The sequence below is a fragment of the Flagellimonas halotolerans genome, assembly GCF_035818535.1.
GTDB lineage: Bacteria > Bacteroidota > Bacteroidia > Flavobacteriales > Flavobacteriaceae > Flagellimonas > Flagellimonas halotolerans.
The window spans coordinates 210,649-230,082 of the sequence record NZ_JAYKYV010000002.1 but is presented as its reverse complement, the minus strand read 5'-3'; the positions used below and the strand labels follow the sequence as shown (position 1 = coordinate 230,082).

Sequence of the window (19,434 nt, the reverse complement as noted above, 5' to 3'; positions counted from 1 at the left end):
GGTCGTTTAATTTTTTTTAAAGGAGATGTTTTTAGATATCGTCGAAACTTACATCGGTAAAGTTGCCCGATGCAGCCCCGTTTTCACTAAAACTGTTTTCTTCCTTTTTAAAATCTTTTTGATGGCGTTCGGAGATAACCTCGGTACCTTTTTCGTCAATAATGTAATCCATCATCTCTTCCATAATCTCACGGAAAGCACTAAAATCTTCTTTGTACAGATAAATCTTGTGCTTTTTGTAGTGGAAAGAACCATCGTCGTGGGTAAACTTTTTACTTTCGGTGATGGTAAGGTAGTAATCTCCGGCCTTGGTACTTCTTACGTCAAAAAAATAGGTTCTTCTTCCTGCTCTTAAGACTTTCGAATAAATCTCTTCCTGATCCATTGTATCTTTCTGGCCCATATGGTATAGTGTATTTAGTACTATGTTGAATTATGTCATCAAAAATGTAAAAAAAAAGCTAATTCAGCAACTTTTTTATGAATCTTTACCCGAGAGTTGGTTGATGTAGAGGTCTTTGTAATACCCTTCGGTATTGTTCAATTCCTCGTGGGTACCCTCTTGAATGATGCTGCCGTTGTCCAACACTATGATTTTATCGGCATTCTTGGCAGATGATACCCTGTGACTTACAATAAGCGTGGTTTTACTTTCCGATACTCTTTTTAAATTATTGAGAATCTCTTCCTCGGTCTCAGTATCCACAGCGGATAGGCAATCATCAAAAAGATAGATTTTGGGGTCTTTTAAAAGGGCACGGGCAATGGAAACCCGTTGTTTTTGGCCACCGCTCAATGTGATGCCCCTTTCGCCCAGAACCGTATTGTATTTTTTGGCAAAGCCTTGGATATTTTTGTGTACCACAGCTTTTTTGGCTACTTCCACAATATCGTTGTGCGTAGCATTTTCATTTCCAAAACGAATATTGTTCTCAATGGTATCCGAGAACAAGAAAGCATCTTGGGGTACGGCGCCAATGGAGCTGCGTAGGCTATCAAGGTTTAGTTGTTGAACAGGAATGCCATCAATCAATACTTCTCCAGAAGAGGTGTCGTACAAGCGGGCCACCAAATCCAATATCGTTGATTTCCCTGCACCTGTTTTTCCTAAAATAGCCACAGTTTGACCGGCTTCAACAGTAAATGAAACATTTTTGAGGGCAGTTATATTGGTGTCTTCGTAGGTAAAGGTCACATTTCTGAACTCAATTCCACCAATAATCGGGGTCGGTTTTTTTACTTGGTTTTTAATGGAAGGCTCTTCCTTTAAAAATTCGTTTATTCTTTTTTGCGAAGCCTCTGCCCTTTGTACTATGGATGTAAGCCACCCCACAACGGCAACGGGCCATGTAAGCATATTTACGTAAAGAATAAACTCGGCAATGATCCCAATGGTCTCAATTTCCCCATTTATATATTGGCGTCCACCTATGTATATCACAAACACATTGCTGATACCTATCAATAAAATCATTAAAGGAAAGAACCAAGCGTTCACTTTGGCTAGGGCCATACTGGTATCTTTTCCCTCTTGCGCCAATCCACGAAGCTCTGTATTTATTCGGGGCTCAATGCTGTATGCCTTTATTACTGAAATCCCCGAAAAGGATTCTTGCGTAAAAGTGGACAGGGTGGACAAATATTCTTGGACCTTGGTGCTTCTTTTGTGGATAATTTTACTGATCTGGTAAATCAAAACAGATAAAATAGGTAACGGAAGCAAGGTATAGGCTGCCAGGGTAGGGGCCTTTATAAACATTAGGGGGACCAAGCACACAAAAAGCGTTAAGGTTTGAATACCGTACATAATGGCAGGGCCGCCATACATACGAACTTGGTTGATGTCTTCACTGATTCGGTTCATTAAATCCCCAATCCTGTTTTTTTTGTAAAAATTGAGACTAAGTAACTGATAATGGTCAAAAACCTCGTTTTTTAGGTCGTATTCAATATAGCGCGACACGTTGATGATGGTCTGGCGCATCAAAAAAGTAAAAAGTCCTGAAAGAATAGCAGCTCCAACGATAATGAGAATGTACTGTAGCAATAATCCCTTGGCATCCGAAAGGCTGATCACATCCGATGCAAAATCTTCGACTGCCTGTATGGATTTGTTCACATACGAAGGCATTACCAAGGAAAAAACACGGGCAATTATGGTAATGAGAATCCCCAAAAAAAGTTTGAGCCAATATTTTTTAAAATATTTATTTAGGTGTTTCAGTTCCTTCATAAAAAGGTAAAAAAGTGATTTTTAGGGTAAATGTACAGCGACAATCCCGCAAATATATACCATACCAAACAAAGTAAACGTTATAAAACTGATAAGAAAGTAACTTTGGTAGGTAAGATTCAAATATAAGATTACTTTTGCGGAGTGAAAGCCAAACAATGACTTTAAAAGTTCTTTAAACATGCTTACCCGAAGGCACATCAGAGTAAAAGTAATGCAGTGCATCTATGCATTGGTGCAATCCAAGGATGAATCCTTGCAAAAACAAGAAAAGTTTTTGAGAGTTAGTATAGAAAACATGTACGTTCTATACCTTTTGATTTTAAGCCTTTTGGCCGAACTCCATCGTTTGGCGGAAAAACATGTGAGCCACGCTTCCAAAAAATATGTGGCCACCGAAGAAGACAACTACCCAAACCCCGAAAAGTTTATAAAAAATCGTTTGTTGCTGCAATTGGTGAACAACGAGGTCTTGAAAAACGAGATTTCCAAGCGAAAATTGGACAATTGGTACATGAATGATGAATATGTAAAAATCATTCATAAAGAAATTATTACCAGCGATATTTATAAGGAGTATATGTCCAATGGCGAAGACAGCTATGCGGACGACCGCAATATTGTTATTCAACTGTTCAAGGAAATTATAGCGCCCAACGAAAAAATTTACGATTACTTTGAGGATGATAAGTTAACTTGGGTGGATGACTTCCCCATTGTGAACACATTTTTGGTAAAGCGTTTAAAAAAGGCCAAACCGGATTCCGGGGACCGTTTCTTTTTACCAGCTTTACTAAAAGACCAACAGGACATGGATTTTGCCAACGAACTGTTAACCAAGACATTGCTCAACGATGCCAAATGGGAAAAGGAAATCGAAGGTAAAACACCCAATTGGGACAACGACCGTATCGCAGAGATAGATTCCATTATTTTAAAAATGGCCATTTGTGAGCTGCTCAACTTCCATTCCATACCAGAAAAAGTAACCTTGAACGAGTATTTGGAGATTGCCAAAGAATACTCCACACCAAAGAGCAGCATTTTTATTAATGGTGTTTTGGACAAGTTGGTAAAAGAGTATAAATCAGATGGTAGGCTTCAAAAAATAGGTAGAGGCTTACAATAAACAATTATTCCTTAATTTTGGAAAAACAAATTTTAATCATGAAAAGAATAACAACAATTTTAAGTTTGATCATGGTAGCCGCCATAATGGGCGTATCATGCAAGGACAAAGCATCAAAAAAAATAGTTGCTGACAACGTTGAGAGTGCTGTGGACAGGGATGAAGCAGCAAAAAATGTTCCCGTAATGACCTTTGAGAAAACTGAACACGATTTCGGTACGATCCAACGGGGAACTCCACAAGAAACAACTTTTGCATTTACCAATACCGGCAACGCCCCTTTGATCATTACAAATGCTAAAAGTAGCTGTGGTTGTACCGTGCCAAACCCTCCAAAAGACCCTATTGCACCAGGAGAAACAGGAGAGTTGTTGGTTAAGTTCAACGGATCTGGTCAAAACCAGGTCACCAAAACAATTACCGTAAACGCAAATACAGCTAAAGGTTCAGAAATATTGAGAATCAAGGCATTTGTTCAAGCACCGGGAGCTACACCAGCAGGCCCTATTAAATAATTAAAAGACCTAAATGGAAAATATAGGACAGTTTTTACCGCTGATATTGATTTTTGCCGTGGCGTATTTTTTTATGATTCGCCCGCAGATGAAACGTCAGAAGGATGAGAAAAAATTCGCTTCAGAATTAAAAAAAGGTGATAAAATCATTACCAAAAGTGGGCTGCACGGCAAAATCGTGGAATTGAACGACAATGATTTTTCCTGTGTCATCGAAACCATGGCAGGCCGTTTAAAGTTCGACCGCTCAGCCATTTCTATGGAAATGAGTAAAAAATTGAACGCTCCCGCCGAAAAGAAGTAAACGAAAGTACATACATTAAATTCAAAAACGTCCCTTGAAAATTAAACTTCAAGGGACGTTTTTTTGTATCTTTTTCCAAATTTTTACAGAATATGGGAACAAGAAGACAATTTGTAAAACGTGGTGGAATGTATGTGGCAGGTTTGGGAGCATCAATGGTATTTCCTACCGAGTTATTGGCATCAATTCGGAAAAACACAAGTCCTAACGATAAAGTACAGGTTGGTCTTATAGGTTGTAAGGGTATGGGCTTTTCCGATTTAAGTTCCATGCTCCAGAACAGCGAAGTGGAAATTGTTGCCCTCTGTGATGTAGATGAAAATGTACTTCGCGAAAAAACGGCAGAACTGGAAAAAGGAGGTATCAAAAAGCCAAAATGGTATTCCGATTACCGAAAACTGCTAGAGGACAAAGATATTCACATTGCCATTATCGGAACTCCGGACCATTGGCATTGTCTACAACTTACAGATGCCATTGATGCAGGCAAAGACGTGTATTGCGAAAAGCCCATTGCCAACTCAGTAGCAGAGAGCGATGCCATGCTTGCCAAAGTAAATGCAAGTGATAGAATGGTGCAAATAGGCCAGTGGCAGCGTAGCGAGCCCCATTTTGTAGATGCGATCAATTACGTACATTCCGGTAAATTGGGGCAGATTCGCTTGGTAAAAACTTGGGCCTACCAAGGGTGGATGCAATCCATACCTGTAGTGCCAAATAGTCCCGTACCGGAGGGAGTGGATTACGATATGTGGTTGGGCCCTGCGGAAAAAAGGACATTCAATAAAAATAGGTTCCATTTTAATTTTAGATGGTTCTGGGACTATGCTGGTGGATTAATGACGGATTGGGGCGTTCACTTGATCGATTATGCTCTTTACGGCATGAAAGCCTCCACACCAAAATCCGTAATGGCGATGGGGGGCAAATTTGCTTATCCCAATGATGCCGCAGAAACACCCGATACCTTACAGACCGTATACGATTTTGGTGACTTTTCCCTCTTATGGGAACACGCCACTGGTATTGATGGTGGCAATTACGGACGAAACCACGGTATCGCCTTTATTGGCAACAATGGTACCTTGGTGCTGGACCGTGGTGGATGGGAAGTGATCCCAGAGCACGACCGCCCTCATTGGAGCAAAGATTTAGGGCCTAAAATAGAAGCCGTATCGTTACAGCAAGGAGTTGGGGAAGGGTTAGGGCTGCACACACAGAATTTTTTGGAAGCCGTAAAAACCCGAGATAAATCAATTTTGAAGGCACCAATAAAAATTGGATACGATGCAGCCGTGGTTAGCCACTTGGGCAATATTGCCTATAAAACAGGGGATCGACTTTTCTGGGATGCTAAAAACGGCAAGTTTAACCACTCAGAAGCTGATACCATGTTGAAAAATGAATACCATAACGGTTGGGAGTTTCCGAGGACATAACTTCTAGGGAGTAATTTGGATTGAAAAAATTCCAAAAGATTTGATTACTCCTTGAAAAATTTTTAAGCGTGTATTTTGCGGACTTTATTAAAGTAGTTTTCTAAAAATTAGCGAAATTGAAAAAGGAGACACTTAACCAAATACCTATTCAGTGAATGTTGAGAAGTTTCTAAAACCGCTCAAAAACACCTAAGCCAAATAGGGCAAAGTCATATTTAACAGGGTCGGTGGCATCCAATTTTCGAAGATTAATGTCGAGCTCTTTTAATGCCTTGGCATCATTTTGTTTGCGTTTGAGCAGTTTTAGTTTTCGGGCCACATTCCCCGAATGTACATCTAACGGACAGGAGAGCTTACCGGGATCGATTTTTTCCCAAAGCCCAAAATCAACTCCCGTGTCATTGTCACGAACCATCCAACGTAAAAACATATTGATACGTTTGGCGGCAGAACCTTTATTAGGGTCGGAAACATGTTTTTGGGTTCTACTTTGGTGGGGCAACTCAAAAAACACTTCCTTGAACTTGGAAATGGCAGGCTGCATGGAGTCTTTGGTCTGATACTCTGTGAAAATCGCTTCCAAACCACCGTGGTTCTTATAAATATACTTCAAACTGTTTACAAAGTAAACAAGGTCTATCCCATTAAAGGTTCGGTGTACAAAAGGCCGGAGTTCTTCGAGATCATCATCGGTATGGTTTATTACAAAATCATAAGGTGTGTTGCCCATCAACTCCATTAATTTAGAGGCGTTGTTGATAATGCTTTTGCGATTGCCCCACGCAATGGTGGCCGTTAAAAAAGCACTGATTTCAATATCTTCTTTACTAGTAAATAGGTGCGGAATCTGTATGGGGTCATCTTCCAAAAACTTTGGGTGGTTATACTCCAATACCTTGGCGTCCAAAAATTCTTTGAGTTCCGTTTTGGTCATATCAATCTTTGGAAACGATCAAACCATCGACCATGGTGAGTTTTCGGTCTGCCATGTCGGCCAACTCTAGGTTGTGGGTCACCAACACAAAGGTCTGCCCAAACTCATCACGCAATTGAAAAAAAAGTTGATGTAGATTGTCCGCACTTTCGGAATCTAGGTTTCCGCTGGGTTCATCTGCCAAGACTACAGAGGGATTGTTCATTAACGAACGGGCGACGGCAACACGTTGTTGTTCACCCCCAGAGAGGGCATTGGGTTTGTGGTCGTAACGATCCTGCAATCCTAAAAAGTCCAACAGTTCCTTGGCTCGCTTTTCAGCTTCGGCCCGTGGCGTTTTTTTAATGAAAGCTGGAATGCAAACATTTTCTAAGGCTGTAAACTCGGGCAACAATTGGTGAAACTGAAAAATAAAACCGATATGCTCGTTCCGGAACTGTGCCAAGCTCTTATCGTTAAGTTGGTTTACTTCGGTGTCGCTGATAAGAAGTGTGCTCTCTCCTTTGTTGGTAGGGGTGTCCAAGGTGCCCAAAATTTGTAATAAAGTGGTTTTTCCTGCACCCGAGGCACCAACAATGGAAACCACTTCGCCTTTTTTTATTGCCAAATCGACCCCTTTTAAAACTTTGAGGTCTCCGTAACTTTTTTGAATATTAGTGGCCTTTATCATAAATACAACTTCGTTGGTCGAAGATAATGATTACTGCTGTATCGTAAAGAATGTATTTTCTTGATGAACACCTACCAAGTTAAGTTTTTTTGGCTCAAGCCAATAAAATTGTATTGATATTTGGTATGCTCAGATGTTAGTCCTTGATGTTTTTTTGAAACAGGTACTCTAAAATGTACAACAGGTATTTTTAATACACTTTTAACTGATTTTATGCGCAATACACAAATAATCTAGTAATTTTGTAGGGTACTAATTTTTCAAACTTTAAAATCAGAAAATATATGGCAACTTTACGATTGGGAGATACTGCTCCGGATTTTACTGCAGTTACTTCGGAAGGAACACTTAATTTTTATGAATACCTTGGCGATAGTTGGGGGATTCTATTTTCTCACCCTGCTGACTTTACTCCTGTTTGCACCACCGAACTGGGTACAGCTGCCAAGTTTAAGGATGAGTTCGACAAAAGAAACGTAAAGATGATGGCATTGAGTGTTGATGGGGCAGCATCGCACATGGAATGGATCAAGGACATCAACGAGACCCAAAACACCAAGGTCAACTTCCCCATAGTTGCCGATGTGGAAAGAAAGGTTTCGGATCTATACGATATGATTCACCCCAATGCAGACGATACACTTACTGTACGATCTGTGTTTATTGTGGGTCCCGATAAAAAAATCAAACTTACATTAACATATCCTGCCTCGACCGGACGTAATTTTTACGAATTGTTGCGTGTTGTGGATTCTTTGCAATTAACGGCCAACCATAAAGTGGCTACTCCCGCCAACTGGAAAAATGGAGAAAAAGTTGTGGTAAGCCCATCTATACCTACCGAAGAGGCCAAAGGAATCTTTACCAAAGGTGTGGAAGAAATCAAGCCATACTTGCGTTTAACCCCTGATCCAACCATATAATTATTTTATTTTTAAGAAAAAAACTGATTCCCAATAAATTAAACGTACCTTTGTCGCTCAATTAATTTTTTTCAATTTATATTATGAGTAAAGGAACAGTAAAATTCTTCAATGATTCTAAAGGTTATGGATTTATCACTGAAGATGGTTCAAACACAGATCACTTCGTACACATTTCTGGTTTAATCGATGAAATTAGAGAAGGTGACGTTGTAGAATTCGAACTACAACAAGGTAAAAAAGGATTAAACGCCGTTAATGTACAAGTTGCGGATTAAGTTATAACATACTTTTTTATAGACACAAAGCCTGGGCATTGCCCAGGCTTTTTTTATTCATTTTTTCCGATTCTCACGCAACCATTTATTTTTTTACTATCTAAGCTATAAACACACTGTTCCCCACAACCATTAAATCCAATATAAATGAACACTTTTTTTGGAGTACTCTCGTTCCTTTTAATCGTAAATGCACTGCTGCTGTTGTGGAGTGTAAACGGTTCTAAAAAGTAACTAAAAAAGATTTTGGGCAATAGGTAGGGTATTTTAACGTTTGGGTGTTACGTAATAAATACGTTACAACCATGACCACTTTTTTCAGCATTCTAATTACATTGCTTGCCCTTAATCTTTGTTTGCTTTTATTGAGTGTAAATAGGGCCAAATAAAAAACTCCCATAAATGGGAGCTTTTTATTTATTCTCGAGAGTCTTGTTATTTCACGTTCACCAGTTCCACATCAAAAATAAGTGTTGCGTTCGGGGGAATAACCCCTCCTGCGCCTGTGCTTCCGTAAGCCAAATGGGATGGAATTACAAAACGGGCCTTGTCACCTACCTGCAGTAGGCTAATTCCTTCGTCCCATCCCGGTATTACCTGTCCAATACCCAAAACAAAATCAATGGGTTGGTTTCTTTTATAGGAAGAGTCAAAAATTTGTCCGTTGGTCAATGCACCTTCATAATGAACGGAAACTGTTTTACCTTTTTCAGCTTTGGCACCACTTCCCTTCTGAATCATTTTATGACGCAGCCCGCTATCTGTCTTGTCAAACCCAGCAGCCAATTTTTCCATTTCTGCCTCTGCGGCAGCTTTTTGTTCGGCAATTCGCTTTTCCCTGGCTCCTTCAAAAGCCCTAAAGGCTTCTACGGCATTCCAGTTTTTGGCATCATCTCCAACCCTCACAATTTCTATAGTTTCTATAGCATCGCCTTGGGCAATGGAATCCACAATATCCTGACCTTCTTGTACACGACCAAATATAGTATGTTTGTTATCTAGCCAAGGAGTAGCTGCATGTGTAATAAAAAACTGGCTTCCATTGGTGCCGGGCCCGGCATTGGCCATGGACAACACTCCGGGACCATCGTGTGCCAGATCGGGGTGGAACTCATCATCAAACTTATAACCTGGGTCTCCGGTTCCGGTTCCGGTTGGGCACCCGCCTTGGATCATAAAATCGGCGATTACCCTATGGAATTTTAGGCCATCATAATATGGTTTACCCTGTGGTTTTACACTGTTTTCCATATTTCCTTCAGCCAAAGCAACAAAGTTGCCAACCGTTCCCGGTGTTTTATCGTGGGTAAGTTTTACCAATATCTCCCCTTTGGTGGTATTAAATTTTGCGTAGATTCCGTTTTGCATTGTATGTTGATTAATATGTTATTAAAAACTAAATTCTCGGATTTTTACAAGGATGCAAAGGTAGGTGTTTATGGTTAAAGGCAAAAGCAGGGACTATGGTGTAAAGGGTTTACTGTCAACTATAAATTCCCACCTATCCAATTACATGGGTAAAACCTGCAATGTTGTATCAATATTTTTGTAGAATGATTCGAATATGTACCGCCCTTTTAAGTAATTGGGCAGGGAACCACGCCTTAAGATGGAAGATAACATTTTTTATACCCGGTTTCTGCTTGTAAACAGCAAAAGATAATTTTATGATAATTTCGACCAAGGATTATATAAATATTTGCTAGAATTCATTTTCTCAATCAAATATTGTTTAACTTTGAATCAAAAGATATGAACAAAAATAATTTAAAATTGGAAACCGCAATATTTGCTGGAGGGTGTTTTTGGTGCACGGAAGCTGTTTTTCAGCGACTTAATGGAGTAGAGGAGGTGGTTTCCGGTTATACGGGTGGCACCATTAAAAACCCTGCGTACAGAGAGATTGCTACAGGAAGAACAGGACATGCCGAGGGAGTAAAAATAACATTTGATGCTTCACGAATATCATATAAAGAGTTATTGGAAATTTTTTTTGCCACTCACGACCCCACAACGTTAAACCGTCAAGGAAATGATGTGGGCACGCAATATCGCAGTGAAATTTTCTATACTACCGAGGAACAAAAGGAATTGGCAGAGGACTTTATCAAACTTTTGGAAAAAGAAGAAGTGTTCGATTCCCCAATTGTAACAGCAATATCTGCTGAAAAACCCTTTTATTTGGCAGAAGAAGACCATCATAATTATTACAACCAACATAGGAAACAACCGTATTGTCAAATTATAATTGATCCCAAGATCAAAAAACTGAACAACTATTTTTCAAAAAAACTTAAGCATGGCACCCTATAGAAACCTCGAAGAGTATAATATTGAAATTACCAATGAGGTAAAAGAGCATTTCTCAAAGATAGTGGAGGATATCGGAGAGGATGTAACCCGAGAGGGGCTTTTAAAAACACCTGAACGTGCCGCAAAAGCTATGCTTTTTTTAACGCAAGGTTACAAACAGGACGCCGAAGAAATTCTGAAAGGTGCCATGTTTGCAGAGGATTATGACGATATGGTCATAATAAAGGATATTGAGCTTTATTCGCTTTGTGAGCACCACATGCTGCCATTTTTTGGCAAAGCCCATGTAGCTTACATCCCCAACGGACATATTGTAGGTTTGAGCAAAATTCCCCGTGTTGTAGATGTTTTTGCCCGTAGGTTGCAGGTGCAGGAGCGGTTGACGCACGATATTCTGGAATGCATCAACAAAACATTAAAACCCAAAGGCGTTGCCGTTGTAATAGAGGCCGCCCATATGTGTATGATGATGCGTGGTGTGCAAAAACAAAACTCTGTGACGACAACCTCTGGTTTTAGAGGACAATTTGAAAAAATTGAGACCAGAAACGAGTTTTTAAAGCTCATCAGCTCCGATTTGTCCTAAACTGCTTTTTCAATTAAGTGGGAATTGCTATTTTTCCTTTATGGCAGAAGAAAAAGATAACAAGTATCGTAATCTACTATTGGGATTATTGTTCGATGGCATTGGTATGCTATCCTTTATGATTCCAGGAATTGGAGAGTTTTCCGATGTAATCTGGGCCCCCGTTGCGGGATGGCTCATGACCAGACTTTACAAGGGCAGGGTAGGACAGGCAGCAGGTTTGGTGACTTTTGCCGAGGAGCTGGTGCCTGGTATGGACGTAATCCCTACTTTTACCTTGACTTGGATCTATACTTATCTTTTGAGCAAGAAAAAAGGCCAACCTAAAAAGGATTGACCTTAAATTTATTCTAATTTGATTTAGAATGAACTTTATTCTCGATACAATTTTCTTCGCTATACTCGAAAATTACTCGAACTGACGATTTTCAATTTATAATTTCTACCGATTTGTTATCACAACGGAACATTCAAATTGAAAGAAATGTTTCTTCCAATATTGACAATACCATCAGCTTTTAACCTGGACAAATGTGAGATGTAGTTTTTATTAAAAATGTTGTTTCCTGTAATGGAATATCCCACTTTTTGGTTGAAGATTCGTAAATCGCCTCCCACACCAACATTGAATAGATTGTATCTGGGAGTAGGAGCTTCAAAATCTGCTACTTTATTTTGGTCAAAAAAGGTTTGAAGCGTTACAAACGCATAGCATTTATAATCTTGCTTACTTTTTTTCCATTCCACTCTAAAAGTGTTTGTCCAACGGTTGGCTGGAATCAAGGGGAGATCCGATTTATCTTCCAATTCACCAAAAACAATATCGTAGCTACTTTCCAAATGGAGCCAATCAATAGGGTGGGGGTGCAGGTGGAATCCGAACTCACCACCATACAAAATGGCGTTTTGCTGTTGAAAATCATAAATTGGGTCTAATTCTCGGAATTCTCCGGTTGGCTCCAAATAAATATAGTCATTTACAATATTATAAAATGAATTAATGTAGGCCTCCAGGTGCTTGTTACCATACTCCAAAGCCAAATCCACTTGAAAGTTCTGTTCGCTTTCCAAGTCAGCATTCCCGATTTCCACTCTATTCGCTCCACTGTGCAGGCCATTTGAGGTCAATTCCGATAGGTTAGGGGCCCTAAAGCCTGTTGCCAGGTTCAAACGGCCCATTACGTTTTGGGTCAAATCCATTCGGTAACCCACAGCAGCGTTGAAACTATTGAAGTCCTTGTTCAAAGTAGGAATGTACTCTTCATCCCCTTCGATACCACTTTCTTCACCATTGATAGATCTAAGGTCGTAACGCAATCCAATTTGTAAATCACTTTTGTTGAAATGAATGTGAGAAGTGGCCAAAACACCAAAATCGTTTGTTGTAGCATTGGGCACCAACACTTCTTCCCCGAAGTTTTCATTGGTTTGATGCATTCCCTGAACCCCAAAAATGGTTGTCATTTTTCCCCATTGCGGATTAAATTGGATGTTGTAGTTGAAGGTGCTCAAACGCATGTCCAAAGCAGCTCCTTCTCCTTCTTCATGCTCTTCCTCGGCATGCTCTTCGCCTTCGTGTTCCTCACCTTCGTGCTCATCGTGATGGTGCTCCTCGAACTCTTTTCTGTCGTTTACAGTAAACCCAAAAGTGGCCTCTAAACTCGATTTTTTAAAGAAAAGGTTGTTTTTAGAACTTATAATATGTGTGGAAAGCTCTTGATAAGGCTCCAACGGATAACGATCGTTGTTCTGAACCCCAATTTCTTCAGGAATACCAAGCTCCGAAGCATTGTAATTGTATCGGAGTTCCGTCTTAAATTTAGCCGCTTGGTAGGCAAGACCGGTTTTTAAATCCGCTTCGTTAAACCTAGAATTTGTAACGCTTGTTCCGTCGCCAGTTTCATAATCGGCGTTGGTAGCGTAAGCACCGCGTACCAAAAACTTTAATTTTTCCCCGGATGTCTTAAAACCTGCATTGGCATTATACCCCATGGTATTGGTAAAATATCTCATGTTTACATCTCCTGAAGTTTCGCCAGAGGCTTCAAACTTTTCCGGATTTAAATAGAGTACACCGCCCAAGGCGTCGGAACCATACAACAAGGATGCTGGGCCTTTAATAACTTCTACACTTGCAATTCCCGCATCATTGATGCCCAAACCATGTTCACCACCAAATTGCTGGTTTTCCAGACGAACACCTTGAGTGTAAACTAGAACACGGTTAAAACTTAAACCTCGGATAACGGGTTTTCCAATTCCCACACCCGTAGAGACAGAAGAAACCCCTGGGATATTCGAAATTCCTTCGGATAGGGTTATGCCGCCTTGTTGTTTCAGTTCTTCCATGGATTTTTGTTCCACCTTCATCACGTTTTCACGCTGTAATTTGTGGAATGGTGTAGACAGTACCACTTCATCCATTTCTATGGCAGATGGTACCATTTGATAATCAAATTGGTTGTTTCCAGAGTTGATTTCTACAGAAGTTGAATAGGTTTCAAATCCTAAGTAAGATATAACGAGCTTATAGTTTCCTTCTGGAAGGTTTTTGAGGGAATAGTTCCCATTTTGGTCAGTAACCGTTCCGTTTTCCAATTGAGGTATATAAACGGAAACCTGCTCCAAGGGTTCGCCAGTTTCAGCGTCCGAAACGTTTCCCGAAAGTGTATTTTGGGAATAGGTATAAATGGATGTCAATACCAAAAGCATTGAAATATAAAATTGTTTCATTGTAATAAATAAATGGTTTAAAAATTTAAATCAATCGGTAATTACTATGAAACTGTCGGGGGCCCTCGTAAAGCCCGAAAAGAAACTTCTCTGGGCTTGTAAATAAAGTTGTAAATGGAAGTCGTGTACCAAATTTCGGGTATGTCGACCGGAATGTAGGTAAAAGAAAAATTGAAGAGTACTTTATTGACTAGGGTAAAGTCATGAAAATCACAATCCAGATTGGCATCGTGAATGTGATTAGTGCCATACGCAATACATTGCTCTTCTTGGTTGTGTTCATATAAAGCGTGTCCCAATTTTATAAAGGAGGGAGCTAAAATTGCCGCCAACATTACAAGGGAAACAAAGATGAGTATACGTTTATGGAGGTTGGTAAACATACTTCACAAAAGTAACTAAGGCACTTACTCTTTTTATGTTAAAAGAATTATAAACTATGAAAAGAAAGCACCTAACCCCATACGCTTAAGCATCTTTTTCTCAAAATCCCAAAAAAATTGATACTGACCGAATAACCAGCCAATAAAAACAAGGAGAATTTGGTAGATGGGAAAAATCAATAGGATTCGGAGTGCCCAATATATTGTAGAGTGTACATTTTCACTATCCAATCCGATCCAATGCACCAAGGGATCGGCCAATTTACCGGAAAGACTGCCTGTAATCGCAAAAACAATGAAAATGGCGATCATTTCCCATTTATAGTCCACTTTCCATTTATTTTCAACTTTTTTAAAGCACCAAATAAAGAACTTTACCAAAAAATAATACAGTATTGGTGTAGCAACAAACAGAACGGGCCACTCGTAGTTATGACCCTCAAAACCGAATGCATTTACAAATCCCTGAACAATAGCATAGGCGGTAAATAGTGTCAACATTGCACCTAAAATCGGAAATAAAAGTTGCCAATTTTTTTGGATTTCCCAGCGCTGTTTTAGTTTCTGCATCGCAAAAATTTAGAATTGCAAAAATAACACATTAAATTCTTGGGAGAAAAGGCCCTAGCCGCTGATTGTATTTTCTTTGAAAATAAATGAAGTAGTTATAGAGCTTATAGTTGACTTCGTAACCATAATCGATACTTGGGTCGTAGTTAATTTGCATTTCGTATAGGTTGGGATTCCATCTTTGGGGTTGCAGCACTCTTTGATTCCAAGTAATAACCATGATTGCATTTCTATTCTCCAAAAATGATTGGGAATAGTAGCCCTCGGGCCGGGCAATGGAGTTTAACCAAGTGTAAAAACCCGGCTCTATAATGATGATTTCGTACTCGGTTTCATCATCGGCAATCTCTACGGGTTCTTCATCCTCCGAATCAAATAGTGCCTTTTCTTCGCTTGAAACATCCAAGGTTGATTTTTGCGTGGTACAAGAAACCAGACCAAAACAAAACATCAAACAAAATAATAATGTATGTATAAGCTTCTTTTCCATCTTATTAAGATACAAAAAAAGCCACTTGAAAATTCAAATGGCTTTGTTAAATACCGTTCGCTGAATTTTTATTTTCCGAAAAGCCCGCCCAGCATTCCACCAAGACCGCCTTTGTTTTGACCTCCTCCAAGGGCCAATCCAGCTAAATCATCTATAACACTGCCATCTCCATCACTATCCAAAAAGGCTTCCACAAGGGATTGTTGTTTGGCCGCTGTTTTTCCACCACCCATTAGTCCACCCAAAAGGCCATTTAATCCTTCGGGACTGCTTACATTTTGTTGCCTGGTCTGTTTTCCCAAATAGCCCAAAATAATAGGGGCAGCAATTTTTAATATTTGTGAGACTGTACCAGCATCGATACCTGACTTGCGGCTCAAGGCATTTTCTACTTGGGGTTGTTTGGAACCAAGGATATGGCCCAAGATTCCGGCACCATCATCCATTACATTTTGGTCCACACCACCTCCGAAAAGGCCTCCCAAATCGTCCAAAATACCGCCATCGTGTTTGGAAGAGAGCGCATCCATAAGTCCTTGCGCCCCTCCCGGGGTCGATGCATTCTTCTTCATGGCACCCATTAAAAGGGGCATGGCCATGCTCAAAACATCTGCTGTTTTGCCTTCTGGTTGTCCTGTTTGACCGGCGACACCGCTGACCAATTGTTTGCCCATTGGGCTATTTATCAAATCTAGTAATCCTGACATTGTGTTAGTGTTAAGGTTAAAAAGACAATGTACAAAAAAATGGGGTTAGAAAAGAGTTTACAACCAGAACCCCATCACTTTAGCAATTTGATAACCTTTTGGGCCAATTCAATCCCGATACGTTGTTGCGCTTCAATTGTGGAACCACCGACATGGGGACTGAGAGAAATCTTGGGATTCATCAATATTTTAATCTCTGGATTGGGTTCTGACTCAAACACATCGAGTCCTGCAAAGGCCAGATGGCCGGAATCCAAAGCCTCAACCAAGGCAACTTCATCCAAAACACCACCGCGTGAGGTGTTTACAATTCCAGAGCCTGGTTTCATGAGTGCCAATTCTTTTTTTCCAATCAGGTATTTTTCTTGTGATGGTACATGCAGGCTCACAAAATCAGAATTTGCGAGCACTTCTTTTAAATCCTTGTTTTTCAAATTGAAACTAACGGATTGTCCATCAAAAAAGGTAAGATCCAAAGTGGCTTCCTTTGTATTATGGTCTGTAAATAGCACCTCCAAACCCAAAGCAAGTGCCATTTTAGCGGTAGCTTGACCAATTCTGCCAAAACCTACTATTCCCAAGGTTTTTCCGCGAAGTTCAATACCAGTTGCGTAACTCTTTTTGAGTTGCTTAAATTGACTGTCGCCCTCCAAAGGCATATTTCTGTTGGAATCGTGCAAAAAGCGGACCCCATTGAGCAAATGCGCAAAAACCAGTTCAGCTACCGATTCTGAAGATGCCTCTGGCGTGTTGAATACATGTATGCCTTTGGATTTTGCATATTTTACATCAATATTGTCCAAACCAACACCACCGCGACCAATCAATTTTAATTTTGGGCAATCATCAATGAGTTTTTTATCTACTTTGGTGGCACTGCGCACCAAAAGCGCTTCAATGTTGTTTTTGTTGATATAATTTGCCAATTGCTCTTCGGCGACCCTTGTGTTTTTTACTTCGAAACCTTCTTTTTCAAGCAAGTCGATTCCTGATTGGGCCAAGCCGTCATTCGCTAAAATATTCGCCATTAAATTTATCCTTTCTTTTCGAGTTCACTCATTATATCTACCAACACGCCTACACTTTCCAAAGGAAGTGCGTTGTACATGGAAGCACGGTAACCACCAACGGAACGGTGGCCGTTTATTCCGTTTATTCCTGCTTCTTTGCACATTTCATCAAATACATCTTTTAATTCGTCATCGGTGATGTTAAAGGTGGCGTTCATATTGGAGCGGTCTTCCTTGGCGGCAATTCCAGAAAAAACGGGGTTGAGTTCAATTTCTGAATAAATCAAGTTCGCTTTGCGTTCATTGATTTCCTCGATAGCGGCGATTCCTCCCAAATCCTTCAACCATTGCATAGTAAGCATGGAAACGTAGACCGCAAAAACAGGCGGGGTATTGAACATACTGTCCTTGGCGATGTGAATTGAGTAATCCAGCATTGATGGTATTTTTCGGGATACTTCACCTAAAATATCCTCTTTTACAACCACAAGAGTTGTTCCGGCCGGGCCCATATTTTTTTGTGCTCCTGCATAGATCAGGTCAAACTGAGAAAAATCGAGTTGTCTGGAAAAGATATCGGAACTCATATCACATACTAAGGGCACATCGGTTTTTGGAAATTTCTTAAACTGCGTTCCGTAAATGGTATTGTTGGAAGTTAGGTGCAGATAATCCAAATCGGAGGGAATACCGAACCCCTTCGGAATATGGTTGAAATTATCCTTTTGGGAAGACGCTACTTCCACAATATCACCGAACAAGCGAGCTTCCTTAATGGCTTTTTGGCTCCATGTTCCCGTGTTTACATATCCTGCCTTTTTCTCCAAAAGGTTATAGGCGGTCATTAGAAATTGCATGCTTGCCCCCCCCTGTAGGAACAAAGCTTGGTACCCTTTGCCTTCGAGTCCCAAAAGTTCCAGAGCAAGGGCTCTAGCTTTTTCCATAATGTCCACAAACGCTTTGCTGCGGTGGGAGATTTCTATAAGTGAAAGACCAATGCCATCCAGTTCCAGGACGGCTTCGGATGCCTTTTGCATTACCTCTGAGGGCAAAATACAAGGGCCTGCGCTAAAATTGTGCTTTTTCATTACCTAGGGGTTTAAGGGGTAAAGGTCTTAAAAATTGTTGGATCTATAAACGGTTCAACAGGTTGGGATTTTCTTAAAGTTGAAGTAAGAATTCCATAGTGTCGACTCCATCCGCGTAGTCGTTAAGACTTGGCTTTTGCGTTTCTCCAAATTTCACCTCGTTTCCTGTTGATTTACTTGAAACCACACATTGGATTTGTTCTTCAAGTGCTTCCAATTCTTTTCTCAAACTTGTTTCATCATCATAATATGAGTAAAACACTACAGAAATAGGGGAGGAGAGGCCTTTGTCTTCCTTTAAGACCAAGAATCCATTATCCAAAATCTTGAATTGACTCATTAAATAAACCGCCTTGTTGTAATCGTAGTTATTGGCATATTTATGTTGGTGAATAATCTCATTGTAATCATAGAGCGCTTTGAACAATGCATCAAAATCATACTCTTTTGGCACATAGATTTTGGACACGTTGCGACAACCCAAGCCATAATACCTGAAAATATCCTCGCCAAGTGATTTTAGTTCTTCTTCGGTTTCATTTCCAGTAAGGACAGCGACCGAATTTCTGTTTTTTCTTATGATGTTGGGCTTATTTCCAAAATAATATTCAAAATAACGGCCCGTATTGTTGCTTCCCGTGGCGATAACGGCATCGAAGTTTTCGAGTTTTCCCTCAACGAACCCGATCCTATCTGCGAGTGAGGGTTCCTGTTGAATCAAATATTTTGACAGGTATGGTAGCAGCACTTTATCGTTGGACGACAGTTTGGCCAACACCTTGTTTCCAGAGAGCAATACGCATAAAAAATCATGAAAACCTACTAGCGGGATGTTGCCCGCCATTACAATGCCCACTGTTTTAGGCTCACTTGTTTTGTTAAAGGTATAATGGGAAAACCAGTCTTTGAGATTTTCTTCAGTAAGTAAATCGCCCCATTGCTTTAGGGAAAACAATATGTTGTCCTCGGTAAACCACCCGTTATGGTGTCCAACCTTGGATATGATTTCCTTGAATTCAGCATCAACTTGCGTGCTTTTGGAATAACATTTATCACAAAAATCCGTTAGGTATTTTCCAAGTTTAACAAAAGCTTCTATGGTTTTAATATACGGAGCCATTAAATTTGT

21 protein-coding genes are annotated in these 19,434 nt (G+C 40.1%); 9 read left to right on the top strand and 12 right to left on the bottom strand.

Annotated features, from left to right (window positions below; genetic code table 11):
• Positions 1-31: 31 nt before the first annotated feature.
• Together VM932_RS04230 and VM932_RS04225 are read right to left on the bottom strand one after the other, a co-directional pair.
• A complete protein-coding gene (locus VM932_RS04230) occupies positions 32-403 on the bottom strand; it encodes a PUR family DNA/RNA-binding protein (RefSeq protein WP_163624780.1) in 372 nt (123 codons plus the stop codon).
• A 75-nt stretch (positions 404-478) separates the two neighbouring features.
• A complete protein-coding gene (locus tag VM932_RS04225; RefSeq protein WP_326277314.1) occupies positions 479-2,233 on the bottom strand; it encodes an ABC transporter ATP-binding protein in 1,755 nt (584 codons plus the stop codon).
• Between the two features lie 181 nt (positions 2,234-2,414).
• Between VM932_RS04225 and nusB the strand changes: the two genes are divergently transcribed.
• The 4 genes from nusB to VM932_RS04205 all read left to right on the top strand — a co-directional run bounded on the left by nusB (position 2,415) and on the right by VM932_RS04205 (position 5,620).
• On the top strand, positions 2,415-3,362 hold the full coding sequence (gene nusB / locus VM932_RS04220) for a transcription antitermination factor NusB (protein ID WP_326277313.1): 948 nt from the start codon (positions 2,415-2,417) through the stop codon (positions 3,360-3,362).
• Positions 3,363-3,400: 38 nt separating this feature from the next.
• The gene (locus VM932_RS04215) at positions 3,401-3,877 is read left to right on the top strand and encodes a DUF1573 domain-containing protein (RefSeq protein WP_326277312.1); all 477 of its coding nucleotides are present in this window, start codon (positions 3,401-3,403) and stop codon (positions 3,875-3,877) included.
• Between the two features lie 13 nt (positions 3,878-3,890).
• The gene (gene yajC, locus VM932_RS04210) at positions 3,891-4,181 is read left to right on the top strand and encodes a preprotein translocase subunit YajC (RefSeq protein ID WP_326277311.1); all 291 of its coding nucleotides are present in this window, start codon (positions 3,891-3,893) and stop codon (positions 4,179-4,181) included.
• Between the two features lie 92 nt (positions 4,182-4,273).
• Positions 4,274-5,620 carry a Gfo/Idh/MocA family protein gene (locus tag VM932_RS04205; RefSeq protein ID WP_326277310.1) on the top strand — a complete coding sequence of 449 codons (1,347 nt, stop codon included), beginning with the start codon at positions 4,274-4,276 and terminating at the stop codon, positions 5,618-5,620.
• 169 nt (positions 5,621-5,789) lie between these two features.
• On the opposite strand, the gene VM932_RS04200 is transcribed toward VM932_RS04205, so the two are convergent.
• Both VM932_RS04200 and VM932_RS04195 read right to left on the bottom strand, forming a co-directional pair.
• Positions 5,790-6,554: a TIGR02757 family protein gene (locus VM932_RS04200; protein WP_326277309.1), complete on the bottom strand. Its 765-nt coding sequence runs from the start codon at positions 6,552-6,554 to the stop codon at positions 5,790-5,792.
• Between the two features lies 1 nt (position 6,555).
• Positions 6,556-7,224: an ABC transporter ATP-binding protein gene (locus VM932_RS04195; protein WP_326277308.1), complete on the bottom strand. Its 669-nt coding sequence runs from the start codon at positions 7,222-7,224 to the stop codon at positions 6,556-6,558.
• Positions 7,225-7,508: 284 nt separating this feature from the next.
• On the opposite strand from VM932_RS04195, the gene VM932_RS04190 reads away from it, so the two are divergent.
• Positions 7,509-8,147 carry a peroxiredoxin gene (locus VM932_RS04190; protein WP_326277307.1) on the top strand — a complete coding sequence of 213 codons (639 nt, stop codon included), beginning with the start codon at positions 7,509-7,511 and terminating at the stop codon, positions 8,145-8,147.
• An 83-nt stretch (positions 8,148-8,230) separates the two neighbouring features.
• The gene (locus tag VM932_RS04185) at positions 8,231-8,425 is read left to right on the top strand and encodes a cold-shock protein (RefSeq protein ID WP_014034358.1); all 195 of its coding nucleotides are present in this window, start codon (positions 8,231-8,233) and stop codon (positions 8,423-8,425) included.
• 435 nt (positions 8,426-8,860) lie between these two features.
• Here the strand turns inward: VM932_RS04185 and VM932_RS04180 are convergent, their stop codons facing one another.
• The gene (locus VM932_RS04180; RefSeq protein WP_326277306.1) at positions 8,861-9,793 is read right to left on the bottom strand and encodes a peptidylprolyl isomerase; all 933 of its coding nucleotides are present in this window, start codon (positions 9,791-9,793) and stop codon (positions 8,861-8,863) included.
• Between the two features lie 384 nt (positions 9,794-10,177).
• On the opposite strand from VM932_RS04180, the gene msrA reads away from it, so the two are divergent.
• From msrA to VM932_RS04165, 3 genes are read left to right on the top strand one after another with little or no spacing between them, the layout of a single operon-like run.
• Entirely contained in the window at positions 10,178-10,738 is a 561-nt protein-coding gene (msrA, locus tag VM932_RS04175) for a peptide-methionine (S)-S-oxide reductase MsrA (RefSeq protein WP_326277305.1), read from the top strand.
• A complete protein-coding gene (folE, locus tag VM932_RS04170) occupies positions 10,725-11,324 on the top strand; it encodes a GTP cyclohydrolase I FolE (protein WP_293163011.1) in 600 nt (199 codons plus the stop codon). The genes msrA and folE overlap by 14 nt, the downstream gene beginning before the upstream one ends.
• A 40-nt stretch (positions 11,325-11,364) precedes the next feature.
• On the top strand, positions 11,365-11,661 hold the full coding sequence (locus tag VM932_RS04165) for a hypothetical protein (protein WP_163624769.1): 297 nt from the start codon (positions 11,365-11,367) through the stop codon (positions 11,659-11,661).
• A gap of 119 nt (positions 11,662-11,780) precedes the next feature.
• Here VM932_RS04165 and VM932_RS04160 read toward each other — a convergent pair whose 3' ends face one another.
• The 7 genes from VM932_RS04160 to VM932_RS04130 form a co-directional block, all read right to left on the bottom strand.
• Positions 11,781-14,057 carry a TonB-dependent receptor gene (locus VM932_RS04160; RefSeq protein ID WP_326277304.1) on the bottom strand — a complete coding sequence of 759 codons (2,277 nt, stop codon included), beginning with the start codon at positions 14,055-14,057 and terminating at the stop codon, positions 11,781-11,783.
• Positions 14,058-14,494: 437 nt separating this feature from the next.
• Positions 14,495-15,010 carry a DUF6787 family protein gene (locus tag VM932_RS04155; protein WP_326277303.1) on the bottom strand — a complete coding sequence of 172 codons (516 nt, stop codon included), beginning with the start codon at positions 15,008-15,010 and terminating at the stop codon, positions 14,495-14,497.
• A 31-nt stretch (positions 15,011-15,041) separates the two neighbouring features.
• A complete protein-coding gene (locus VM932_RS04150; RefSeq protein WP_428979718.1) occupies positions 15,042-15,500 on the bottom strand; it encodes a DUF6146 family protein in 459 nt (152 codons plus the stop codon).
• Between the two features lie 68 nt (positions 15,501-15,568).
• Positions 15,569-16,207, bottom strand: coding sequence for a DUF937 domain-containing protein (locus VM932_RS04145; RefSeq protein ID WP_326277302.1), 639 nt, complete (start codon positions 16,205-16,207; stop codon positions 15,569-15,571).
• A 74-nt stretch (positions 16,208-16,281) separates the two neighbouring features.
• The gene (locus VM932_RS04140; RefSeq protein WP_326277301.1) at positions 16,282-17,235 is read right to left on the bottom strand and encodes a D-2-hydroxyacid dehydrogenase; all 954 of its coding nucleotides are present in this window, start codon (positions 17,233-17,235) and stop codon (positions 16,282-16,284) included.
• 5 nt (positions 17,236-17,240) lie between these two features.
• Positions 17,241-18,305, bottom strand: a complete 1,065-nt coding sequence (gene serC, locus VM932_RS04135; protein WP_326277300.1) for a 3-phosphoserine/phosphohydroxythreonine transaminase — start codon at positions 18,303-18,305, stop codon at positions 17,241-17,243.
• A gap of 73 nt (positions 18,306-18,378) precedes the next feature.
• On the bottom strand, positions 18,379-19,425 hold the full coding sequence (locus VM932_RS04130) for an acyl-CoA reductase (RefSeq protein WP_326277299.1): 1,047 nt from the start codon (positions 19,423-19,425) through the stop codon (positions 18,379-18,381).
• Between the last annotated feature and the right edge of the window lie 9 nt (positions 19,426-19,434).

Excerpts from the sequence above, each read along its gene's own strand:
- VM932_RS04230 (WP_163624780.1), bottom strand. The coding sequence starts at position 403 with ATGGGCCAGAAAGATACAATGGATCAGGAAGAGATTTATTCGAAAGTC.
- VM932_RS04225 (WP_326277314.1), bottom strand. The coding sequence starts at position 2,233 with ATGAAGGAACTGAAACACCTAAATAAATATTTTAAAAAATATTGGCTC.
- nusB (WP_326277313.1), top strand. The coding sequence starts at position 2,415 with ATGCTTACCCGAAGGCACATCAGAGTAAAAGTAATGCAGTGCATCTAT.
- VM932_RS04215 (WP_326277312.1), top strand. The coding sequence starts at position 3,401 with ATGAAAAGAATAACAACAATTTTAAGTTTGATCATGGTAGCCGCCATA.
- yajC (WP_326277311.1), top strand. The coding sequence starts at position 3,891 with ATGGAAAATATAGGACAGTTTTTACCGCTGATATTGATTTTTGCCGTG.
- VM932_RS04205 (WP_326277310.1), top strand. The coding sequence starts at position 4,274 with ATGGGAACAAGAAGACAATTTGTAAAACGTGGTGGAATGTATGTGGCA.
- VM932_RS04200 (WP_326277309.1), bottom strand. The coding sequence starts at position 6,554 with ATGACCAAAACGGAACTCAAAGAATTTTTGGACGCCAAGGTATTGGAG.
- VM932_RS04195 (WP_326277308.1), bottom strand. The coding sequence starts at position 7,224 with ATGATAAAGGCCACTAATATTCAAAAAAGTTACGGAGACCTCAAAGTT.
- VM932_RS04190 (WP_326277307.1), top strand. The coding sequence starts at position 7,509 with ATGGCAACTTTACGATTGGGAGATACTGCTCCGGATTTTACTGCAGTT.
- VM932_RS04185 (WP_014034358.1), top strand. The coding sequence starts at position 8,231 with ATGAGTAAAGGAACAGTAAAATTCTTCAATGATTCTAAAGGTTATGGA.
- VM932_RS04180 (WP_326277306.1), bottom strand. The coding sequence starts at position 9,793 with ATGCAAAACGGAATCTACGCAAAATTTAATACCACCAAAGGGGAGATA.
- msrA (WP_326277305.1), top strand. The coding sequence starts at position 10,178 with ATGAACAAAAATAATTTAAAATTGGAAACCGCAATATTTGCTGGAGGG.
- folE (WP_293163011.1), top strand. The coding sequence starts at position 10,725 with ATGGCACCCTATAGAAACCTCGAAGAGTATAATATTGAAATTACCAAT.
- VM932_RS04165 (WP_163624769.1), top strand. The coding sequence starts at position 11,365 with ATGGCAGAAGAAAAAGATAACAAGTATCGTAATCTACTATTGGGATTA.
- VM932_RS04160 (WP_326277304.1), bottom strand. The coding sequence starts at position 14,057 with ATGAAACAATTTTATATTTCAATGCTTTTGGTATTGACATCCATTTAT.
- VM932_RS04155 (WP_326277303.1), bottom strand. The coding sequence starts at position 15,010 with ATGCAGAAACTAAAACAGCGCTGGGAAATCCAAAAAAATTGGCAACTT.
- VM932_RS04150 (WP_428979718.1), bottom strand. The coding sequence starts at position 15,500 with ATGGAAAAGAAGCTTATACATACATTATTATTTTGTTTGATGTTTTGT.
- VM932_RS04145 (WP_326277302.1), bottom strand. The coding sequence starts at position 16,207 with ATGTCAGGATTACTAGATTTGATAAATAGCCCAATGGGCAAACAATTG.
- VM932_RS04140 (WP_326277301.1), bottom strand. The coding sequence starts at position 17,235 with ATGGCGAATATTTTAGCGAATGACGGCTTGGCCCAATCAGGAATCGAC.
- serC (WP_326277300.1), bottom strand. The coding sequence starts at position 18,305 with ATGAAAAAGCACAATTTTAGCGCAGGCCCTTGTATTTTGCCCTCAGAG.
- VM932_RS04130 (WP_326277299.1), bottom strand. The coding sequence starts at position 19,425 with ATGGCTCCGTATATTAAAACCATAGAAGCTTTTGTTAAACTTGGAAAA.